Source organism: Kocuria sp. LHG3120 (assembly GCF_049897445.1).
GTDB lineage: Bacteria > Actinomycetota > Actinomycetes > Actinomycetales > Micrococcaceae > Kocuria > Kocuria rosea.
In genome coordinates this window covers 190,701-210,253 of record NZ_JAFCWG010000005.1, presented here as the reverse complement: position 1 = coordinate 210,253, position 19,553 = coordinate 190,701, and the positions used below count along the sequence as shown (strand labels likewise).

Annotated in this window: 16 protein-coding genes; 8 read left to right on the top strand and 8 right to left on the bottom strand. The window is 73.5% G+C overall.

Features of this window, described 5'->3' with window-relative positions; genetic code table 11:
• The first annotated feature begins 22 nt into the window (after positions 1-22).
• Positions 23-1,246: a glycosyltransferase 87 family protein gene (locus ACP7CD_RS11820; protein WP_172604901.1), complete on the top strand. Its 1,224-nt coding sequence runs from the start codon at positions 23-25 to the stop codon at positions 1,244-1,246.
• 34 nt (positions 1,247-1,280) lie between these two features.
• Here ACP7CD_RS11820 and ACP7CD_RS11815 read toward each other — a convergent pair whose 3' ends face one another.
• The 3 genes from ACP7CD_RS11815 to ACP7CD_RS11805 form a co-directional block, all read right to left on the bottom strand.
• On the bottom strand, positions 1,281-2,525 hold the full coding sequence (locus ACP7CD_RS11815; RefSeq protein WP_109269036.1) for a heparan-alpha-glucosaminide N-acetyltransferase domain-containing protein: 1,245 nt from the start codon (positions 2,523-2,525) through the stop codon (positions 1,281-1,283).
• Positions 2,526-2,678: 153 nt separating this feature from the next.
• Positions 2,679-3,944 (bottom strand): MFS transporter, encoded by a 1,266-nt coding sequence (locus ACP7CD_RS11810; RefSeq protein ID WP_109269037.1) that lies wholly within the window; start codon positions 3,942-3,944, stop codon positions 2,679-2,681.
• 3 nt (positions 3,945-3,947) lie between these two features.
• The gene (locus ACP7CD_RS11805) at positions 3,948-4,307 is read right to left on the bottom strand and encodes a universal stress protein (protein WP_017831800.1); all 360 of its coding nucleotides are present in this window, start codon (positions 4,305-4,307) and stop codon (positions 3,948-3,950) included.
• A 308-nt stretch (positions 4,308-4,615) separates the two neighbouring features.
• On the opposite strand from ACP7CD_RS11805, the gene ACP7CD_RS11800 reads away from it, so the two are divergent.
• Genes ACP7CD_RS11800 through ACP7CD_RS11790 form a run of 3 tightly spaced genes read left to right on the top strand, consistent with a single transcriptional unit; the run spans position 4,616 to position 7,654 of the window.
• Positions 4,616-5,572: a tripartite tricarboxylate transporter substrate binding protein gene (locus ACP7CD_RS11800; RefSeq protein WP_109269038.1), complete on the top strand. Its 957-nt coding sequence runs from the start codon at positions 4,616-4,618 to the stop codon at positions 5,570-5,572.
• Positions 5,572-6,147 carry a tripartite tricarboxylate transporter TctB family protein gene (locus tag ACP7CD_RS11795; RefSeq protein WP_207307538.1) on the top strand — a complete coding sequence of 192 codons (576 nt, stop codon included), beginning with the start codon at positions 5,572-5,574 and terminating at the stop codon, positions 6,145-6,147. Before ACP7CD_RS11800 ends, ACP7CD_RS11795 begins: the two co-directional genes overlap by 1 nt.
• Position 6,148: 1 nt before the next feature.
• Entirely contained in the window at positions 6,149-7,654 is a 1,506-nt protein-coding gene (locus tag ACP7CD_RS11790) for a tripartite tricarboxylate transporter permease (RefSeq protein WP_109243571.1), read from the top strand.
• 165 nt (positions 7,655-7,819) lie between these two features.
• Here ACP7CD_RS11790 and ACP7CD_RS11785 read toward each other — a convergent pair whose 3' ends face one another.
• Genes ACP7CD_RS11785 through ACP7CD_RS11775 form a run of 3 tightly spaced genes read right to left on the bottom strand, consistent with a single transcriptional unit; the run spans position 7,820 to position 10,985 of the window.
• Positions 7,820-8,602, bottom strand: coding sequence for an SDR family oxidoreductase (locus ACP7CD_RS11785; RefSeq protein WP_272026371.1), 783 nt, complete (start codon positions 8,600-8,602; stop codon positions 7,820-7,822).
• Positions 8,599-9,681: a Gfo/Idh/MocA family protein gene (locus ACP7CD_RS11780; protein ID WP_272026372.1), complete on the bottom strand. Its 1,083-nt coding sequence runs from the start codon at positions 9,679-9,681 to the stop codon at positions 8,599-8,601. Before ACP7CD_RS11780 ends, ACP7CD_RS11785 begins: the two co-directional genes overlap by 4 nt.
• Complete coding sequence (locus ACP7CD_RS11775) at positions 9,678-10,985, bottom strand: phytanoyl-CoA dioxygenase family protein (protein ID WP_284563049.1); 1,308 nt, start codon at positions 10,983-10,985, stop codon at positions 9,678-9,680. The genes ACP7CD_RS11780 and ACP7CD_RS11775 overlap by 4 nt, the downstream gene beginning before the upstream one ends.
• Positions 10,986-11,121: 136 nt before the next feature.
• On the opposite strand from ACP7CD_RS11775, the gene ACP7CD_RS11770 reads away from it, so the two are divergent.
• The 3 genes from ACP7CD_RS11770 to ACP7CD_RS11760 all read left to right on the top strand — a co-directional run bounded on the left by ACP7CD_RS11770 (position 11,122) and on the right by ACP7CD_RS11760 (position 13,458).
• The gene (locus ACP7CD_RS11770; protein ID WP_284563048.1) at positions 11,122-12,147 is read left to right on the top strand and encodes a LacI family DNA-binding transcriptional regulator; all 1,026 of its coding nucleotides are present in this window, start codon (positions 11,122-11,124) and stop codon (positions 12,145-12,147) included.
• Between the two features lie 88 nt (positions 12,148-12,235).
• Positions 12,236-12,832 carry an RNA polymerase sigma factor gene (locus tag ACP7CD_RS11765; protein WP_284563047.1) on the top strand — a complete coding sequence of 199 codons (597 nt, stop codon included), beginning with the start codon at positions 12,236-12,238 and terminating at the stop codon, positions 12,830-12,832.
• Positions 12,829-13,458: a methylated-DNA--[protein]-cysteine S-methyltransferase gene (locus ACP7CD_RS11760; RefSeq protein ID WP_426120242.1), complete on the top strand. Its 630-nt coding sequence runs from the start codon at positions 12,829-12,831 to the stop codon at positions 13,456-13,458. The genes ACP7CD_RS11765 and ACP7CD_RS11760 overlap by 4 nt, the downstream gene beginning before the upstream one ends.
• Positions 13,459-13,504: 46 nt before the next feature.
• Here ACP7CD_RS11760 and ACP7CD_RS11755 read toward each other — a convergent pair whose 3' ends face one another.
• The gene (locus ACP7CD_RS11755) at positions 13,505-14,965 is read right to left on the bottom strand and encodes an amidase (protein WP_284563045.1); all 1,461 of its coding nucleotides are present in this window, start codon (positions 14,963-14,965) and stop codon (positions 13,505-13,507) included.
• A 134-nt stretch (positions 14,966-15,099) separates the two neighbouring features.
• On the opposite strand from ACP7CD_RS11755, the gene ACP7CD_RS11750 reads away from it, so the two are divergent.
• Positions 15,100-16,884, top strand: a complete 1,785-nt coding sequence (locus ACP7CD_RS11750) for an N-acetylglutaminylglutamine amidotransferase (protein WP_284563044.1) — start codon at positions 15,100-15,102, stop codon at positions 16,882-16,884.
• An 84-nt stretch (positions 16,885-16,968) separates the two neighbouring features.
• Here the strand turns inward: ACP7CD_RS11750 and ACP7CD_RS11745 are convergent, their stop codons facing one another.
• Entirely contained in the window at positions 16,969-19,527 is a 2,559-nt protein-coding gene (locus ACP7CD_RS11745) for an MMPL family transporter (RefSeq protein ID WP_426120241.1), read from the bottom strand.
• Positions 19,528-19,553 lie beyond the last annotated feature (26 nt).

Genomic DNA, 19,553 nt, shown 5'->3' with positions numbered 1-19,553 from the left:
CGCCGTCCTGCCCGCCCGCGCCGTGGCCTGGTTCGCCCGCCCGGCCGGCGTGTGGTGGGGCTTCGCCGTCGTCCACCTGTACTTCCTGGGCTGGATGATGTCCTTCGTCATCCACGGCGATGCCTTCAGCGACACCGAGCAGTACCGCCAGTGGGCCATGGCCGGGTACGACCCGGCCGATGCCGGGGACGGGATCAGCCCGTGGGTGTACCCGGTGCTGGCGCAGATCCCGATCCACCTGGCGGGGATCGCCGGCCACGGCCCCTACCTGCTGGTCTGGACGCTGATCGTCACCGTGCTCAACGCCGTCGCCCTGGTCTGCCTCACGCGGGGCCGGCGGGCCCGGCAGGGCATCGCCCCGGCCTGGTGGTGGCTGTTCTTCACCGTGTTCCTGGGCTACCTGAGCTTCGCCCGGGTGGAGGGCATCGCGGCCCCGATCGTGCTGATCGGACTCCTGTACGCGTCCGAGCGGCCCGTGCTCGGCTCCGTGCTCCTGAGCGTCGCCACGTGGATCAAGGTGTGGCCGGCCGCCGTCCTGCTCGCCCTGTTCATCGCCTGCCGGCAGCGCGTCCAGGTGGTGGCCGCCGGGGTGGGGGTCACCGCCGTGGTGGTGCTGGGCACGTACCTGACGGGCGGCCTGCCGCACATCGCGGACTTCCTGGTCAACCAGGGAGAGCGCGGCATGCAGCTGGAGGCCACCTTCTCCACCCCGTGGGTGTGGGCGAGCGTCTTCGACGTGGCCGGATCGCGGATGGCCGACAACGTGGCCATCAACTCCACCGAGGTCTACGGGCCCGGCACCGAGATCGTCGCGTTCCTGATGCAGCCGCTGCTCGTGCTCGCCGTCCTCGCAGGAGCCGTCCTGCTGGTCCGTGCGCTGAAGCGCGGGGCCGAGCGGGAGGAGCTCTTCTACGAGGGGGCGCTGATGATGACCGCGGTCTTCATCGTGTTCAACAAGGTGGGGTCCCCGCAGTTCATGATCTGGCTCGCCCCCGTCGTCGTGGCCGGGCTGGTGCACGACTGGCAGCGGTGGCGGACGCCGGCGGCGCTGCTGATGGGCATCGCGGTCACCACGTTCGTGATCTATCCGCTGTTCTACACCCCGCTCATCCACGCGCACCCGGCGATGGCGGCCGTGCTGACCACCCGCAACGTGCTGCTCGTCGTCCTGCTGTGCTGGTCCGTGCAGCGCGTGGCCCGGCTGCAGCAGGTCCCCGCCCGCCCCGCGGAGCTGGCCACCACCTGAGCCCGCGGCCCGTCTCCGCGGCCGGACGACGACGTCACCGGCCCGCCGCCGCGCGGGGACCGGCGCCCAGGGCCAGACCGCGGGCGGCGCCGGCGGCCCGGGCCAGGAGCCGCTCCAGCGGGCCCCGGCCGAAGGCGCGCTGCCAGGCCGCCGCGAACAGCGCCGCGACCGCCACGTGGATGAGGAACCACAGGAGCGGAACCTCGTAGTGGAGCATGGCGGCCAGGGCCAGCAGGTGCGCCGAGTAGAGCGTCAGGGTCATCGACCCCATCGCGCTCAGCGGCAGCAGCCAGCCACCGGCCCGCCGGGCCACGAGGAGGAGAAGACCCAGCACGGCGGCGCCGGAGCCGAGGTCCTGGAGGATCGCCACCGGGGTGTTGGTGTGCGGGCCGGGGATCAGCAGCCACCACCAGGAGGTGTCGGGCAGGACCGGGTCCGGCCCCCAGACGATGATCTCGTCGATCAGGTCCTCGCTCAGCCACGGGGTGGAGCTCATGAGCTGGTCGTAGCCCCCGGCCTGGAGGACCAGCACCCAGTACACCAGCCACGCCCCCACGGCCAGGGCGAGCCCCGCCACCAGCAGCCGGCCCTGGACGCGCACGGCCCGCAGGTTCAGCCGGCCGATGGCCATCCCGGCGAGCAGGTAGGCCAGGTACGGGACCGCGGGATAGGTGCCGGTGAACAGCACCTGGGCCAGGACGGTCCCCGGCTCGGCGAGCACGTCGGCGAAGGTCGGGTTGTACACCTCCAGCGCGGGCAGCGCTCCCCGGAGCGCCTGCATCAGCACCGGCCCCACCACTGCGGCCGCGGCGGCGAGACCGAACAGCGTCCGCGCCGGCAGGTGCAGGAAGGGGATCGCCAGCAGGAAGAACATGCCGTAGTAGACGAGGATGTCGTAGGCGGGCGGGTCCGCCGGCATGACCTGGTTGATCAGCAGCCCCAGCCCGGTGATCAGCACGGCCCGGACGAGCAGCCCCACGCGGTCCGCGGTCATCGTCCGGCCCCGGTGCGGGGTGCGCCCGCCGGAGGAGAAGGCCAGGCCCACCCCGGCCAGGAGCGCGAAGAGGGCCGCGGCGCGGCCCGCGAACAGCTCCCACTGCAGCGTGGGCCCGTAGGTCTCGGGGTTCCAGGCGGGCAGGATGTGGATCGACATCATCCCGACCAGGGCGAGGCCCCGGGCGGCGTCGACCCCCACGAGCCGGCGCCTGCGGACCAGCGGCAGGACCGGGTCCTCATCTGCTGACCGTGCACCGGGTGCAGGGTGGTGGACGTTGACCATGGCGGCGGGTTCCTTCTGTCGGACGTGCCGACGAGCTCCCGCCCGCCGGCCCGGACCTCTCGGTCCTTCTCGTCCTCCAGCTGACCAGCCGGGATTGTGCCGCCGTTGTGGCGTCCCTGTGCCGGGGCTGTCGAAGTGGTCCCCCGGTCCCGGCTACCGCCGCACGGTCTTCTCCAGCCCGCTGACCAGCAGCACCGCGCACGTGGACCAGATCGCCCCGGCCGGGCCGAGCGGCGCGGCCACCAGGCCGGCCAGCAGGGGCATGGCGACCTGCCCCGCCCGGTTCCCGACCAGCCGCACGGCGAGCGCCGAGCCCCGCCACGAGGTGGGCACGGCGGTGGAGACCAGGGTCATGGTGATCGGCTGGCCCAGGCCCAGGCAGAAGCCGCCCACGAACAGGAGCACCGCGGCGAGCCACGGCACCGTGATGACGGCCGGCGGGACGGCCAGGGTGATGCCGGCGCCGTAGAGGCTGACCAGCAGCAGCGCCCGGCGGGACATCCGGTGCGCGAGCCACGGCAGCAGGACGCGCGAGACGATCGAGGCGCCGCCGCGCACGGCCAGCAGGACGCCGATCCACGCCGGGGAGACCCCGGCCCGCTCCCCCACCAGCGGCAGGAAGGCCGTGAGGATGTCGAGCATCGCGAGCAGGGCCAGGGACGCCAGCATGTGGGACGGGATGCCGGGGACCTCGAGGATCCGCAGCATCGACGCCCGCGGCGCCGTGCCCGGGACCACCTCGAGCTCACCGGTGGCGGGAGCCGCCTGCGCCGCGGCAGCGGCGTCGTCGTTCCGGGCGGGCGCCCCGGCGGCCCCGGACGCCGGCCGGCGCAGGAGCATGACGGGCACCACGAGGACCGAGAGCCCGGCCCCGATCCACAGGGACAGGGTGATGTCGGCGACCCGCTCGGGCGAGGCGACGTCGCTGCCCGTGCCCAGGAGCACTCCGACCAGCAGCGGGCCCACCAGCTGCCCGGCGGAGAAGGCGGCGGTGAACCAGCCGAAGCCCTTGTCCAGCTGGTCCGGCGGGGAGAAGCGGGCGACCGCCGACTGCCCGGCGATGGTGAACACCAGGTGCCCCATGCCCAGCAGGGCGCTCGCCACGGCGACGAGCGCCACGCTGGGCGCCAGGGCCAGCGCCCCCGCGCCGAAGGCCAGGACCAGGGCGCCGACGACCACCATGGTCCGCAGGTCCCGCACCCGGTCGGTCATCCGGCCCAGCCACATGGCCGTGACGAGCGGGACCACGGCGTAGGCGGCCGTGACCAGGCCGACCGTCACGGAGTCGGCGTCCAGGGACAGCAGCTTGTAGGTGGTGACCGGGCGCACCAGGTTCAGGGCGGTCTGCGTGAGCAGGGCCCCGGCCACGAGGAACCACAGCCATGCTCCGGACCGGGCCCCCGGAGCGGTCGAGGCCATGCCTCAGGAGCGCCGGGGCTTGACCGCGATCACCGGGGCGTTGGCCTCGAGGAGCACCTGCTGGGCGGCGCTGCCGAGCAGCAGCTTGCCCACGGGGCTGCGGTGCTTCACGCCGATCACCACGGCGGAGGCGTTCACCTGCTCCGCGGCGTCGAGGAGCTCGCCCACGGCGTCCCGGTTGCGGGTGTCGGGGGTGCGGAAGGTGACGGGCACGCCGTTCAGCTCGCTCCCCTCGGGGTCGAGCTGGGCGCCCTCGAGGTTGAAGACCAGCAGGTCCTCCTGGCGGCGTCCGGCCTCCTCGACCGCGGCCGCGAGCGCGGCCTCGCCCTCGGGGGTGCTGGTTCGGGCAACGACGACGGTCATGGGAGCCTCCGCGGTGGGGTGGGGAAATCGGGTGGTGGGAAAGGGGCGTACAAAACGAGGTCCACCCTACGGCCGAACGTGTGAGGGACGTCTCTTCCGGCGTGAGCAGAATGCGCAGAACCAGCACAACGATCAGTACGCACGAAAGATGGATCAACGGCCGACGCGTGACCCGGGTCACTTATCGTCGTCGGGAGAGGCTCGGACCGAGCCATGCACCCGCACCCTCCGACCCAGGAAAGTGGATCCCCGTGAGTTCACCACCAGATCAGGCCCAGCAGGGCACGCGACGCCGGCACCCGGTCGCCATGACGGTCTACGGCGTCGTCACCGCCGCCGTGATCGGCCTGGCCGCCTTCTTCTCGTTCCAGTCCGCCACGGCCGGCTCGGACATCCGGGCCAACATGACCCTGATCGCCCCGGCCGGTGCCGGCGGCGGCTGGGACACGTTCATGCGGGAACAGCAGCAGGCCATGCGGGTCAACAGCCTGGTCAACAACACCCAGGTGGTGAACATCCCCGGTGCGGCCGGCACCATCGGGCTCGGCCAGCTCTCCACCATGGAGGGCCAGGCCAACACCCTGATGGTCACGGGTGCGGGGCTGGTCGCCGGTGTCGCGCAGCTGGACTCGGCCGTCACGCACGACGACGTGCGCCCGATCGCCCGGGTGGTCGAGGAGTACGACGTCGTCGTGGTCCCCGCCGACTCCCCCTACGAGACGATCGACGAGCTCGTCGAGGACTGGCGGGCGAACCCCGCCGAGGTCGCCTGGACCGGCGGCGGCACCTTCGACCAGCTCGTCATGACCGAGCTCGCCCTCGAGACCGGCATCGACCCGTCCGAGACCACCTACATCCCGAAGTCCGGCGGCGGCGAGGCCACCCAGGCCCTGATCACGGGCACCGCGGACGCGGCCACCTCCGGGTACATGGACGTGGCCGACCAGATCGAGGCCGGGCGCCTGAAGGCCCTGGGCATGGCCGCCCCGGAGCGGCTCGAGGGCGTCGACATCCCGACCCTCACCGAGCAGGGCTACGCCGTGGACCTGGCCAACTGGCGGGCCATCCTGGCCCCGCCCGGGATCACCGACGAGGAGTTCGCCGAGCTGCGGACCCTGGTCGAGGAGTCCATCGCCACCCCGGAGTGGCAGGAAGCCATCGAGCGCAACAAGTGGACCGAGGTGTACCTCGCGGGCGACGAGTTCGACGAGTTCATGGCCTCGGAGCAGGAGCGCATCGCCATGCTGGTAGAGGAGATCTCCTGATGAGCACCCCCACGTCCTCGCACACCGGCGCCGCCGGAGAGCACCTGACCGACGTCCGGCCCCCGGAGGCGCAGCGGCCGGACACCGAGAGCTCCTGGTGGAGCGGGCGCAGCGGCCTCGTGGTGCCCGCGGTGATGGCCGCCTTCAGCACCTACCTGCTGATCGGCGCCCTGACCATGGACATCCCGGAGGGCACCGACTTCCCCGGCCCCACGTTCTACCCGCTGATCCTCACCGTGGCCGGCTACGTCCTGGCCGCCCTGCTCACCCTGCACTACCTGCGCACCCCCGAGCACCCCGAGGAGCTCTCGGCGCGCACCTGGCGGAGCCACTCGGACTGGTCCGCGGTGCTCTGGTCCGCGGGCGGGTTCCTGGCGTTCGCGCTGACCCTCGAGGTGCTGGGCTGGATCCTGGCCGCCGCCCTGCTGTTCTGGGCCGTGGCCCGGGGCTTCGGCAGCCGCCGGCCCCTGTTCGACATCTCGCTCGCCCTGCTCGTGAGCAGCGCGATCTACCTGGCATTCACCGTCGGCCTGGGGCTCACCCTCCCGTCCGGCATCCTGGGAGGCGGTTTCTGACATGGACGCACTCAATCTGTTGATGGACGGGTTCGCCGGCGCGCTGACCCCCATGAACCTGCTGTGGGTGGTGGTGGGCTGTCTGCTCGGCACCGCCGTGGGCGTGCTGCCGGGCCTGGGCTCCTCCATGGCCGTGGCCCTCCTGCTCCCCATGACCTTCGCCCTGGACCCCACCGCGGCGTTCATCCTGTTCGCCGGCGTGTACTTCGGCGGCCTGTTCGGCGACTCGACGATGGCCATCCTGATGAACACCCCGGGACAGGGCTCCGCGATCGCCTCGACCTTCGAGGGCCACAAGATGGCCAAGGACGGCAGGGCCCCGCAGGCCCTGGCCACCGCGGCCATCGGCGCGTTCATCGGCGGCATGGTCGCCTCCGTGGTCGTGGTCTTCCTGGCGCCCAAGCTCGCCGACTTCTCCGCGAACTTCGGCCCAGCCGAGTACTTCGCCCTGGCCCTGTTCGCCTTCGTGGCCACGTCCTCGGTGGTCTCCGACTCCGCGGTCAAGGGCCTGGCCTCCCTGGTCCTCGGCCTGGGCATCGCCACCGTGGGCATCGACGCGATCTCCGGTTCGGAGCGCTTCACCTACGGCTCCGCCAACCTGTTCGACGGCATCTCGCTGGTCACCGTCTCGGTGGCGATCCTGGCCCTGGGCGAGGTCTTCCACGTGGCCTCCCGGATCCGCCGCGACCCGGCCGCCCACCAGATGAAGGTCACCGGGCGCCCCTTCCTCTCCCGCGCCGAGCTCAAGGAGGCCGCCCCGGCGTGGGCGCGCGGCACCGCGATCGGCCTGCCCTTCGGGGTCATCCCGGTCGGTGGCGCCGAGGTGCCGACGTTCATGTCCTACGACCTCGAGCGCCGGCTCGACCGCCGCCGCCCGAACCCGGTGTTCGGCAAGGGCGCGATCCGCGGCCTGGCCGCCCCCGAGGCCGCCGGCAACGCCACCACCGGCACCGCGATGGGTGCGCTGCTGGCCCTGGGACTGCCGGTCTCGGCGACCGCGGCGATCATGCTCGCGGCCTTCCAGCAGTACGGCCTGCAGCCGGGCCCGCTGCTGTTCGACCGGGCCCCCGAGCTCGTGTGGGCGCTGCTGGCCAGCTTCTTCATCGCGATGGTCGTGCTGCTGGTCATCAACCTGCCCTTCGCCCAGCTGTGGGCGAAGCTCCTGCTGATCCCCAGCCAGTACCTCTACGCCGGGATCACGGTCTTCTGCGGCCTGGGCATCTACGCGACCTCCGGGGCGATCTTCGACCTGCTGCTGCTGCTCGGGCTGGGCGTGCTGGGCTTCATCATGCGCCGCCACGGCGTGCCGGTGGCCCCGCTGCTGATCGGCATGGTGCTGGGCCCGCTGGCCGAGACCAACCTGCGCGACGGCCTGCTGTCCTCCAACGGCGACTACTCGATCTTCGTCACCGGGCCCATCCCGCTGGTGCTCTACGGCCTGCTGTTCATCGTGCTGGCGCTGACCGTCCGGTCCAAGATCGTCAACCGCGCCCGCCAGGACGTGTAGTCCCCCGCCCTGCCCGCACGCCGGACCCCGGCGTGCGGGTGCCCCCGATGCCCGCCCCTCACCACGCCTCCGTGTGGTCAGGGGCGGGCATCGTGGTCACCGGGCCGTACGGCGCGGATCGGCTCGGCCGGTGCGGAGAGCACCCGTGACGCCGCACCGTGGTGCTCAGTCGTAGCCGCCCACCACGGTCTGATCCCAGTCGATCACCGACCCGGTGACCACACCGCTGCGCGGGGAAAGCAGGTAGACGAGGAACTCCGCGATCTCGTCCGGGTCCCCGAGCCGGCCCATGGGCAGCCCCGCAGCGGCCCGCTCCTGCCAGTCGTCCCCGGCGCCGTGGGCTTCGCGCTGGATCCAGTCCTCGCCCTCGGTGGCCGTCCAGCCGATGTTCACGCCGTTGATCCGGATCCGGTCCCACCGGTGGGCGTGGGCGGCGTTGCGGGTGAGTCCGGCCAGCCCTGCCTTCGCCGCGACGTACGGCGCCAGGTAGGGCTGGCCGCCGTGGGCGGAGAGACTGATGACATTGACGATCGCGCCGGGGGCACCACGGCTCCGGAAGTGCCGGATCGCCTCGGACATGATGAGGAACGGCGCCCGCAGGTTGACCGCCACGTGCTGGTCGGAGAGCTCCGCGGTGGTGTCCAGCATGGTCCCGCGCGTGGTGAGCCCGGCCGCGTTGACCACGGCGTCGAGCCTGCCGAACCGCTCCACCGTGCGCGGCACCACGGACGCGGCCTGCCCGGTGTCTGCCAGGTCCGCGCCCACGAACTCGGCGTCCGCGCCCAGGTCCCTCAGCCGCGCCACGGTGTGGCGCCCGGCGTCCGCGTCCCGGCCGGTGACCGCGATCCCGGCGGCTCCCTCGAGGGCCGCCCGGCGGGCGGCGGCGGCACCCAGACCGCGTGTTCCTCCCGTCACGAGCGCCACGGCGTTCTCGAGCTGTCCGCTCATGCCTGTCGTCCCTCCCGGCTCGTTTTCGCGGCCGTCGGTTCCGCCCCGATCCTCGTCCTGATCTCCGCCACCTCGACCCGCCGCCCCTCCGCCGCCGACCGCGTCGCGGCCTCGGCGAGCACGCTCGCGGCCAGCCCGTCCTCCAGGCCCGGGGAGCCGGTCTCCTCCCCGCGGACGGCCCGGACGAACCGGTGCAGCTCCGCGGCATAGGCGTCCCGGTAGCGCTCCAGGAAGAACGGCTCGCAGGGGTCCGCCCGGCCGCAGCCCGCCGGCCCTGACGCTTGCACCGTCGTCGGCAGCGGGTTGCCCACGGTGAGCGTCCCGAGCGGCCCGGAGACCTCCAGCCGCTGGTCGTAGCCGTAGGAGCAGTGCCGCGAGTTCGTGATGACCACCTGCTCCCCGCGGGCGCCCTCGAGGACGGCCACGGCGGTATCGGCGTCGCCCAGCTCGGCGATCTCCCGGCTGAACACCGTGGAGCCGGAGGCCGTCACGCGCACGATATCGGGCACGAAGAACCGCGCCATGTCGAGGTCGTGGATCATCATGTCGCGGAAGATCCCGCCGGACCCGGCGAGGTAGCCCGCCGGAGGCGGGGCCGGGTCCCTGCTGGTGATCCCCAGCTGCTCCACCGGGCCGATCTCCCCGGCCCGCACGCGGGTCCAGCAGGCCGCGAAGTGGGGGTCGAAGCGTCGGTTGAACCCGATCATCGCCGGAGGCCTGTCGGCCGGCGGGTGCTCCCGCAGAAGGTCCGCCGCGCGGCGCACGTCCAGGTCGAGGGGCTTCTCGCACAGCACCGGGATTCCCAGGCGCAGGGCCGCGTCGACGAGTTCGGTGTGGGTGGGGGTCGGGGAGCAGACCACGCACGCGTCGATCTCCCCGGATGCCAGTGCCTCGAGCGCATCCGTGCCGTGCGCGGCGCCGTACCGGCCGGCCACCGCGGCGGCTGCGGCCTCCACGACGTCGACGACCCGCGTGAGGACCGTGTCCGGATGGACGGCGAGAGCGGCGGCGTGGACCTGGCCGATGCGTCCGGCGCCGACGAGGAGCACGGCCAGGGGCCGGGTGCCGGCCGTGCTCATTGCCGCACGCCGGAGCGCCGTCGCGCCATGGCGCGCAGGCCGTCCCCGACCTCGGCCGGCTCCGTGCCGGCCTCGAGGTGGTGCAGCACGAACTCGGCCTGGGTCCGGGGGGCGAGCCCGCCGACCGGCTGGTCGAGGTCGAGGTCCGCGGGGAACGCGTAGCCCTCGGCCGAGGCGGCGACGACGTTGCGCAGCCAGCGCTCCGGCGCGCCCTCGGCACGCCGCCGGAGCAGCACGGGGTACAGGGCCGTGGACATCGCCGTGCGGTCCACGGTCTCCATGGCGCGCCCGAAGCCGGAGGAGATCTGGAGCAGGTTGGCCATCCGGCGGATGTTGCGGGACCGGTTGTGCCCGGCACCGTGGAAGAGCGCGGGATTGAAGAACACGGCGTCGCCGGTGGACAGCGGCAGCTGCACGTGGTGCCGGTCGAAGTACTCGACGAACTCCTCCTGGTGGACGGCGAGGTAGCCGGGAGCGTACTTCTGCGAGTGCGGGAGGAACATGGTCGGTCCGGACTCCACCGGCATGTCCCCGTGGGCGACCGCGCCCTGCAGGGTCAGCGCCGGGGAGAGCAGGTGCACGTGCGCGGGGTACCGGGCGGCCTGCTCTGCGGACATGAAGCCCAGGTGGTAGTCCCGGTGCGCCGTCTGGGCGGCCCCGCCCGGATTGACCACGTTGATCTGGGAGGTCACCTGGTAGCCGGCGCCCAGCCACGCCTCGGAGACCAGGGCGATGAGATCGTTCGCGTAGTAGTCGGCGAAGGCCTCTGGGTCGGCCAGCGCGAACTTGTCGGCCGCGCCCCACACCCGGTCGTTGGCGCCGGGAGCGGCGAAGTGGTCCCCGGCGGCGGTCCCGGCCTCCTTCTGGGCCCGGATCAGCCCCTCGAACGCGGCGGTCGCCCGGTCCACGACGGCACCGTCCGGGAAGGCGCCCTGCAGCACCACCACGCCGGGCCCGCGCTCCAGGGCGTGCGCAAGCTCGGCCTGGACCTCCCGCCGCCGCGCGGGGTCCTGGACCACAGCCTGCAGCCCGGGCCCGTACAGCAGCACGTTCTGCTCGACGGCGGTGGCGTGGGGATACTCGGCGGGATCGGTGACGACCTCCACGTCCTCGCGGAAGTCCTCGAGCCGGCAGTCGGCGGGGGTGAACCAGCGGGCCGCGCGGCGGGCGGTGGCGGGGTCCAGGGTCATGGCAGTTCCTCTCTCCGGCAGCCCTCGGCGCAGGGCCTCGTGCAGGGCCTCGTGCAGGGCCTCGTGCAGGGCCTCGTGCAGGGCCAGCCTTCCGCTTGCCGCGGTGCCGGGCAATGCCCATTTCCCTCAGGAATCCCTCAGTCCTGTACTCCGCGAGCCCGGCAGGGATAGGCTCCGGAACGGCCCGGCTCGGGACTGCTCCGGGCCGGTCGGTTCCCGAATGCTCCCGCACGAGGTCAGGAGACCCGAAGTGCCCCACCGCTACCCGATCCGGGAGATCGCCCGCCAGGCGGGGGTCAGCGACGCCACGGTCGACCGCGTGCTGCACGGCCGAGCCGGTGTGCGGGCAGGAACCGCCGGGCTCGTGCACCAGGCGATCCGGGACCTGGACGCCCAGCGCACGCAGCTGGAGCTGACAGGGCGGCGGTTCATGGTCGACGTCGTCGTCGACGCCCCCACGCGGTTCACCGCAGCCGTCCGGCAGGGACTCGAAGCAGCCCTGCCCGGTCTGCGCCCGGCCGTCTTCCGGGCACGGTTCTCCTTCCAGGAGCGGTGGGACCCCGACGGCTGCGCGGAAGTGCTGCGGCGCATCGCCGACCGAGGCACCCAGGGCGTGATCCTCAAGGCCCCGGACGTACCCGTGGTCAGCACCGCGGTGGCCGAGCTCGAGGCGGCCGGCATCCCGGTGGTCACGCTGGTGACCGATCTGCCGGACAGCCCCCGCCGGGCCTACGTGGGCTTCGACAACCGAGCGGCCGGGGCGACCGCGGCCTACCTGGTGGAGCAGTGGATGCGCGACCGCCCCGGTTCCGTGGCCGTGGTCGTGAGCAACGACTGGTTCCACGGCGAGGAGCAGCGGGGCAACGGCTTCCGGAGCACCCTGCGCGCGCTGGACCCGGGGCGGGCGGTGCTGGACCTGCCCGGCGGCGACGGCCTCGACCGCACCACCCGGGACTTGTTCCGCAGGGCCCTGACCGAGCACCCGGAGCTCGACGCCGTCTACTCCGTGGGCGGCGGCAACCGCGGGATCATGGCCGCCTTCGACGACGCCGGGCGCGCCCCGCGGGTCGTCGTCGGCCACGACCTGGCTCCGGAGAACGTGGAGCTGCTGCGGGCCGGGCGGATCCACGCCGTGCTGCACCACGACCTCGAGCAGGACCTGCAGCGGTGCTGCAGGATCGTCATGGAGGCCCACGGCGCGATCCCTCCGGAGGAACGCCGCCACCACTCGATGATCGACGTCATCACGCCGTACAACGTGCCCGCGGGCCTGTGATCGGCCGCCGGACGGTGCCGGTCCCCGCAGCGGAGTGGCCGTCCGGCGCCGATCTCACGTTCCGTCCGGTGCGGACGTCTACGAGGTGATGGACACGAAAGAGCCTTTCGAGACGCAGGTGACCCGGCACGGCCCCGTGGTGTGGCGGGTCTGCCGGGCAGTGCTGAGCACGTCCGCGGACGCCGAGGACGCGTGGTCGGAGACGTTCCTGGCCGCGCTGCGGGCGTACCCGGACCTGCCGGCCACGGCGAACGTGCAGGCGTGGCTGGTGACGATCGCCCACCGCAAGGCGGTCGACGTCGTCCGGGCCCGGTCCCGGGCGGCGGTGCCCGTGGCCTCGCTCCCGGAGCCACCGGCCCACCGGGACGCGCCGCACGAGCACGACTCCCCGCTGTGGGCGGCGGTGGCCGCCCTGCCGCCCAAGCAGCGGCACGCCGTGGCCTACCGCTATCTGGGCGGACTGCCCTACCGGCAGATCGCCGAGCTGCTCGGCGGCACCCCGGAGGCCGCCCGCCGGGCCGCCTCGGACGGCGTGGCCGCCCTCCGCAAGGCCCTCATCACGACCGCCCCCGCGAACGGCACGGGAACCCGCACCGGGAACCGCGCCGAGGCTCTCCCGGGGAACCGCGCCGGGAACCGCACGGGGCACCGCACCCAGCTCGACCGGACAGGAGAGGACCGATGACCACGAACACCCTCGGCTCGACCCCGCGCTCCCCCCTGCGGAGCCTCCGCGCCGACCCTGTGCCGGAGACCGTGCTGCGCGGTCTGCACCGGCGCCTGGAGGAGGGGGCCGCCCGGGCGGGACTGCTCGACGTCGCGTACACGACCGTCGGCACCCCGGTGGGCGTGTTGCTGCTGGCCGCCACGGAGGAGGGGCTGGTGCGGGTGGCCTACGCGCGGGAGGACCACGAGGCGGTCCTGCAGGACCTGGCCCGCCGGATCAGCCCGCGGGTGCTGCACGCCCCGGTCCGCCTGGCACCGGCCGTCCGGCAGCTCGAGGAGTACTTCGCCGGGACGCGCACCGGCTTCGACCTCCCGCTGGACCGGTCGCTCTCGCACGGGTTCCGGCGCCTCGTCCAGGAGCACCTGCCCGAGATCGGCTACGGCCGCACGGAGAGCTACGGCGCGGTCGCCCGGTCGGTCGGGCGCCCGCAGGCCGTGCGGGCGGTGGGCACGGCCTGCGCCACGAACCCCCTGCCGGTGGTCGTCCCGTGCCACCGCGTGCTGCGCGGCGACGGCGGCCTGGGCGGGTATGTCGGCGGCCTGGAGGCCAAGGCGGCGCTACTCGAGCTGGAGGCGGCGGCCTGAGCAGGATCGGCCGCCCCGGTACGACGTGCCGGCTCCGCGCCGCACCTCAGAGGCGCGGCGCGGCGTCCGCGTGCCGGGTGGCGTGGTCGTAGGCGCGGGCGGTCCGGAGCAGCTCGACGTCGCGCCCGTGCGCGGCGACGAGCTGCAGCCCCACGGGCAGCCCGCCGGGGCTGAAGCCGCCCGGCACCGAGACGGCCGGGCACCCGGTGGCCGAGATCAGGCTCGCCGAGCGCATCCACTCGACATATGTCTGCATCGGCATACCCGCGACCGTGCGGGGCCAGCGCTCCGCCGACGGGAACGGCAGCACCTGGGAGGTGGGGGTCAGCAGCACGTCCCAGCGGCCGAAGAACGCGCGCACCGCCTCGTGCAGGCGCGTGCGCGCCAGGGCCGCGTCCATGAGCTGCTCGGCGGTCAGCGCCAGGCCCTTCTCCACGTTCCACACGATCTCCGGCTTCACGAGCTCCCGGTGCTCCGCGACCACCTCGCGCAGATTCACGGCCATGTCGAAGGCCCGGGTCACGTCGAACACCTCGTCGGCGTCGCGCAGGTCCGGGACGGCCTCCTCGACCACGGCACCGAGCTCCTCGAACACCCGCGCCTGGGCGACCAGCACCTCGACGATCTCCGGCTCCACCGGGACGCCGAGGCCGAAGTCCGCGCTCAGCCCGATCCGCACGCCGGCCAGGGGGCGGGCCCCCGGGTCGAGCGGGTCCTCCGCCGCGAGCGCCCGGAACCCGGTCCGCGGTGCCGGGCAGTCCAGGGGGATCCGCGGGTCGGGGCCGGCCAGCACGGACATGGCCAGGGCGAGGTCGTCCACGCTGCGGGCCAGCGGACCGGAGCGGCCCAGCCACGCCCAGGCGTTGCCGGCCGGGGCCGAGGGCACGACCCCGGCGGAGGGCCGGAAGCCGGCGATGCCGCAGAACGCGGCCGGGTTGCGCAGGGACCCGCCCATGTCGGAGCCGTCGCCCAGGGGCTGGATCCGGGACGCGATCGCCGCGGCCGCCCCGCCGCTGGACCCGCCCGCGCTGCGGTCGAGCGCCCAGGGGTTGTGCGTGGTCCCGAAGACCTCGTTGAAGCTGTGGGAGCCCGCGGCGAACTCGGGCACGTTGTTCTTCCCGGTGCTGATCACCCCGGCCGCCGTGAACCGGGCGACGATCAGGTCGTCGTGCTCCGGGACGTGCTCGGCGAACACCGGGGAGCCGGACGTGGTGCGGATCCCGGCGGTGGCGTGGGTGTCCTTGTGCGTCATCGGCACCCCGTGCAGGGGCGGCAGCTCGGCGGCGGGTGTGGCGGCGGTGAGCTCGTCGGCGCGGGCGGCGGCCGCGTACGCCTGCTCGCGGACCTGCGTGACCACGGCGTTCACGGCGGGGTTCACGGCGTCGATCCGGGCGAAGTGGGCGTCGAGCACCTCCCGCGCGGAGACCGTGCGGGCCCGGACGGCCGCGGCGAGCTCCCGCGCGGAGAGCCGGCAGGGGTCGGTGGGGTCGGTGGGGTCGGTGGTCATACAGGCACCGTACGCCGGGCTCCGGTCCCCGGAAGGGCGCCCGGCGGCGTGCCCCCGTAGCATTGGAGGATGCTCTCCCTCCACGGACCTTCTCTTCCGATCCCGTCCCGGCCCCGGAGCGGAGGTGAGCGCTGATGTGCGGCATCGCCGGTGAGGTCCGGTTCGACGGCGCCGGCGCGGACCCGGGCACGATCCACCGCATGACGTGCGCCCAGGCCGGCCGCGGCCCGGACGGGCAGGGCGCCTGGGCCCAGGGGCCGGTGGCCATGGGCCACTGCCGGCTGAAGATCGTCGACCTGAGCCCCTCGGGCGGGCAGCCGATGGTCGACTCCCGGCTGGGTCTGTCGATCGTGTTCAACGGGATGATCTACAACTACCGGCAGCTGCGCGAGGAGCTGCGCGGGATGGGCTACGAGTTCTTCTCCACCTCGGACACCGAGGTCGCCCTGAAGGCCTACCACCGCTGGGGCCGGGAGTGCGTCTACCACTTCCACGGCATGTTCGCCTTCGCCATCACCGAGCACACGAGCGGGCGCACCGTCCTGGCGCGGGACCGACTGGGCATCAAGCCGCTCTACGTCGACCACACGGGGGCGCGCCTGCGGTTCGCGTCCACGGTGCAGGCGCTGCTGGCGGCCGGGGACGTCGACACCTCGATCGACCGCACGGCCCTGTCCTACTACCTCACCTTCCACTCGGTGGTCCCGGCCCCGCGCACGATCCTCAAGGGCGTGCGGAAGATGCCGCCGGCGACCGTGCGCACGGTCGAGCCCGACGGCTCGGCCTCGGACCACGAGTACTGGAACCCCCAGTTCACCCGCGACGAGGACCGCTCGGGCTGGTCCGAGCAGGACTGGCAGGACGGGCTCGTCGAGAAGCTGCGCACCGCGGTGAAGCGGCGCATGGTGGCGGACGTCCCCGTGGGCGTGCTGCTCTCCGGCGGCATCGACTCGAGCCTCGTCGTCGCCCTGCTCGCGGAGAGCGGGCAGGAGGACCTGCAGACGTTCAGCATCGGCTTCGAGTCCCGGGGCGAGGAGTCCGGGGACGAGTTCGAGTTCTCGTCCCTCGTGGCCCGCCGCTTCGGCACCGACCACCACCAGATCGCGATCGACGACGCCCGCCTGGTCCCGGCGATCGACCGGACCGTCGCCGCGATGAGCGAGCCCATGATCAGCCACGACTGCGTGGCCTTCTACCTGCTCAGCGAGGAGGTCTCGAAGCACGTCAAGGTGGTGCAGTCGGGGCAGGGCGCCGACGAGGTGCTCGGCGGCTACCACTGGTACCCGCCGCTGGCCGACGTCGCGCGCGACGACGCCCGGAAGACCTACTCCCAGTCGTTCTTCGACCGGCCGTGGTCCCGGCTCGCGAAGGTGCTCTCCCCCGAGTGGATGGCGACCCACGACGCGCCGACCGCGTTCATCGAGCGCCACTTCGGCCGCCCCGGCGCGGAGACGGCCGTGGACGCCGCCCTGCGCACCGACTCCACGGTGATGCTCGTGGACGACCCCGTGAAGCGCGTGGACAACATGACCATGTCCTGGGGCCTCGAGGCGCGGGTGCCGTTCCTCGACCACGAGCTCGTGGAGTTCGCCGGGCGCATCCCCCCGGAGCTCAAGCTCGCCGAGGGCGGCAAGGGCGTGCTCAAGCGCGCGGCGCGCGGCATCGTCCCGGACGAGGTGATCGACCGGAAGAAGGGCTACTTCCCGGTCCCGGCGATCCGCACCCTCGAGGGCGGGACCCTGGACCGGGTCGAGGCCGCCCTGACCGACCCGGCGGCGGTGCGGCGCGGGCTCTACAACTCGGAGGTCGTGGAGACCCTGCTGGCCGACCCGAACCAGCACCACACGCCGCTGCGCTCGAACGTGCTGTGGCAGCTGGGCCTGCTGGAGATGTGGCTGCAGGAGAACGGCATCTCCTGACGGCACGGGACCGGACCGACGACGGCGCGCCCCGTCACCCGCTGCGGGTGACGGGGCGCGCCGTCCTCGCCGGGGACCTCCGCGTCAGTCGCGCCGGCCGGCGCCGACGAGCTCGCGCTCGGCGTCCGGGCCCGGCGCCGCGTCGCCCCAGCCGCTCGGGCCGGCCGCGGCGGCCGGGCCCTCGGGGTGGGGGGTGCGGTCGCGGCGCAGGGAGTCGCCCTCCACGTCCACGTTCGGCAGGATCCGGTCGAGCCAGCGGGGCAGCCACCAGGCCCGGTCGCCGAGCAGGTGCATGACCGCGGGGATCAGCGTCATGCGCACCACGAAGGCGTCGACGAGCACGCCGAAGGCGAGCCCGAAGCCCAGGGGCCGGATCATCGCCATGTGGGAGAACATGAAGCCGGCGAACACCGAGATCATGATGATCGCCGCGGCGGTGACCACGGCCCGGCCGGCCTGGAGCCCCTCCTGCACGGCGGCCCGCGCCGAGCGGCCGTGCACGAACGCCTCCCGCATCCCGGAGACGAGGAACAGCTGGTAGTCCATGGCCAGGCCGAACAGCACGCCCACGAGGATGGTGGGCAGGAAGCTCAGGACCGGGCCCGGCGCGTGCACGCCGAGCAGACCGCCCAGCCAGCCCCACTGGTAGATCGCCACCACCGCGCCGAACGCGGCGAAGAGGGAGAGCATGAACCCGGCGGTCGCCACGACCGGCACGAGGATCGAGCGGAAGACGAGCACCAGCAGCACCAGGGACAGCCCGATCACCACGGTGAGGTACAGCGGCAGCGCGTCGGCCAGCAGCTGGGAGACGTCGATGTTGCCGCCGGTCTGGCCGGTGACGCCGATGCTCACCCCGAGTTCGTCCTCCAGGGCGGGGGACAGGGCGCGCAGGTCGTTGACGAGCCGCTCGGTGGACTCGGCGGCCGGGCCGTCCACGGGCACGACCTGGAACGCGGCGGTCCGGCGGTCCTCCGACAGCCCCGCCGGGACCACCGAGACGACGTCGTCCTCCGTCATGAGCTCCTCGCCCACGGCGAGCTGCAGATCGGCGGCCCCGGACTCGTCCGTGCCCTCCGGCAGGTCGGCGACCACGAGCAGCGGGCCGTTGGCGCCGGCGCCGAACTTCTCGTCGAGGACCTGGTAGGTGCGGTACTGGGTGGAGTCCTCGGGCTCGGAGGAGGCGTCCGGCAGGCCCAGGCGCATCGAGGCCGCGGGGAGCGCGACGACGACGAGCGCGAGCACACCGGCCACGAGGGTCAGCACCGGGTGGCGGGTGGCCACCCCGGGGCGGGGCTCCCCGAGGTGGGCGGGCCGGCGGGCCGCGCGGGTCCGGGCGCGGGCGGAGAGCAGCCGCTCCCCCACCAGGGACAGCAGCGCCGGGGTGAGGGTCACGGCGACCAGCACGGCCACGGCCACGCAGACCGCCGCCGCAGTGCCCATGACGCCCAGGAACGGGATGCCGGTGACGTTGAGCGCGGCCAGGGCGATGATCACGGTCAGCCCGGCGAAGACCACCGCGTTGCCGGAGGTCCCGGTGGCCAGGCCGATGGACTCGTGCAGCTCCGTGCCGGCCAGCAGCTGCTGGCGGTGCCGGTTGAGGATGAACAGCGAGTAGTCGATGCCCACGGCCAGTCCGAGCATGACGCCCAGCATCGGGGTCACCGACATCATGTCCAGCACCCCGGAGAAGGACAGCACGCCGAGGGCGCCGACGGACACGCCGGTGAGTGCCATCAGGATGGGCAGGCCGGCGGCCACGAGGGTGCCGAGCATGACGAGCAGCACGATCCCGGCGATGACCACGCCGATCACCTCGGCGGGGCCGACGAGCTGGGAGATGTCCTGGGCGATCTCCAGGGAGTAGTCGACCTGCACGCCCTCGATCTCCGTGCCGTCCACGGCGGCCTGGAGGGACTCCTTCTCCTCGGCGGTGACCGCCTGCTGCTCGGCGGTGAAGGTCACCACGGCCATCGCGGTGGTGCCGTCCGCGGAGACCGTGCGGGTCTCCTCGGCCAGGGCCATCATCCGCTCGCCGCGGTCGAGCTCGGGCAGGCCGTCCGCGAGCTGCTCCCGGTTGCGCTCGAGCTCCGCGCGGCCGTCGTCGAGGGCCTCCTGGCGGTCGTCGAGCTCGTCGAGGACCTGGTCGGGGGCGTCGGCCCGCTCGGCCTGCTCCCGGGCGGCGTCGAGCTTCTCCTGGTTCTCGTCGAGCGTGTCCTCGGCGGCGTCGAGCTGCGCGCGGCCGTCGGCGGCCTGTTCGCGCCCGTCCGCGAGCTGCTGCTCCTGCGCCTCGCGCTCGTCCTGGGCGGCGAACGGGTCCAGGACGCCGTCGACGCCCGGGGACTCCTCCGCCTCGGTGAGCGCCTTCCCGATCTGCTCGCGCTGGTCCGCGGTGAACGGGTCGCCGTCCTCGGTCTGGAACACGATCCGGCCGGTGCCGTGGCCGGCGTCGGGCAGCTCGCTCTGCAGGCGGTCGGCCAGCCGCTGGGTCTCGGTGCCGGGAACGGTGATCGCGTTGGTCAGCTGCCCGCCGAAGGCGGCGAAGGCGCCGCCGGCGAGGAGCAGGACCACCGCCCAGGCAGCGACCACGGCCCAGGCGCGGCGGGCGGCGAAGCGCCCGAGTCGGTACAGCAGATGTGCCATGTCTCTTCTCTGTCGGTCGTGTTCCG

Excerpts from the sequence above, each read along its gene's own strand:
- ACP7CD_RS11750 (WP_284563044.1), top strand. The coding sequence starts at position 15,100 with ATGTGCGGCATCGCCGGTGAGGTCCGGTTCGACGGCGCCGGCGCGGAC.
- ACP7CD_RS11755 (WP_284563045.1), bottom strand. The coding sequence starts at position 14,965 with ATGACCACCGACCCCACCGACCCCACCGACCCCTGCCGGCTCTCCGCG.
- ACP7CD_RS11745 (WP_426120241.1), bottom strand. The coding sequence starts at position 19,527 with ATGGCACATCTGCTGTACCGACTCGGGCGCTTCGCCGCCCGCCGCGCC.
- ACP7CD_RS11815 (WP_109269036.1), bottom strand. The coding sequence starts at position 2,525 with ATGGTCAACGTCCACCACCCTGCACCCGGTGCACGGTCAGCAGATGAG.
- ACP7CD_RS11790 (WP_109243571.1), top strand. The coding sequence starts at position 6,149 with ATGGACGCACTCAATCTGTTGATGGACGGGTTCGCCGGCGCGCTGACC.
- ACP7CD_RS11760 (WP_426120242.1), top strand. The coding sequence starts at position 12,829 with ATGACCACGAACACCCTCGGCTCGACCCCGCGCTCCCCCCTGCGGAGC.
- ACP7CD_RS11785 (WP_272026371.1), bottom strand. The coding sequence starts at position 8,602 with ATGAGCGGACAGCTCGAGAACGCCGTGGCGCTCGTGACGGGAGGAACA.
- ACP7CD_RS11780 (WP_272026372.1), bottom strand. The coding sequence starts at position 9,681 with ATGAGCACGGCCGGCACCCGGCCCCTGGCCGTGCTCCTCGTCGGCGCC.
- ACP7CD_RS11800 (WP_109269038.1), top strand. The coding sequence starts at position 4,616 with ATGACGGTCTACGGCGTCGTCACCGCCGCCGTGATCGGCCTGGCCGCC.
- ACP7CD_RS11810 (WP_109269037.1), bottom strand. The coding sequence starts at position 3,944 with ATGGCCTCGACCGCTCCGGGGGCCCGGTCCGGAGCATGGCTGTGGTTC.
- ACP7CD_RS11805 (WP_017831800.1), bottom strand. The coding sequence starts at position 4,307 with ATGACCGTCGTCGTTGCCCGAACCAGCACCCCCGAGGGCGAGGCCGCG.
- ACP7CD_RS11795 (WP_207307538.1), top strand. The coding sequence starts at position 5,572 with ATGAGCACCCCCACGTCCTCGCACACCGGCGCCGCCGGAGAGCACCTG.
- ACP7CD_RS11765 (WP_284563047.1), top strand. The coding sequence starts at position 12,236 with ATGGACACGAAAGAGCCTTTCGAGACGCAGGTGACCCGGCACGGCCCC.